General features: G+C 76.9%; 1 protein-coding gene. It reads left to right on the top strand.

Annotated features, from left to right (window positions below):
- Window positions 1-315 (top strand): hypothetical protein (locus SB719_RS19390; protein WP_412159635.1); only part of this gene is annotated, 315 nt, incomplete at its 5' end.
- Window positions 316-320 lie beyond the last annotated feature (5 nt).

Below are 320 nucleotides of genomic sequence, written 5' to 3'. Positions count from 1 at the left end.
CCCGCCGGGCAGCTCGCCAGCGACGCGGACCTCGCCGCGCTCGTGGCCAGTGCACCGACCGGCAAGCTGGTCTGGGTGCTGCTCGGCTGGCTGGTCGCGGCGTTCGCGGGCGGCTGGCTGGCGACGCGGCTCGCCCGCGTCCACCGGCTGGCGGCGGGCCTGGCCGTCGGCGTGCTGATCGTGCTGGGCGTCCTGCTCAACGCCTGGATGCTGCCCCATCCCCTGTGGATGACACTGGCCGGCGTGGTGCTGCCGGTTCTGCTGGCCTGGGCCGGCGCGCGTCTGGCGCTGCGCCGCCCCGCTGCCGCCACCTGACGGAG

The organism is Pantoea sp. SIMBA_079, assembly GCF_046940275.1.
Classification (GTDB): Bacteria; Pseudomonadota; Gammaproteobacteria; order Enterobacterales; family Enterobacteriaceae; genus Pantoea; species Pantoea borealis.
This window is presented reverse-complemented; position numbering and strand designations above follow the sequence as displayed.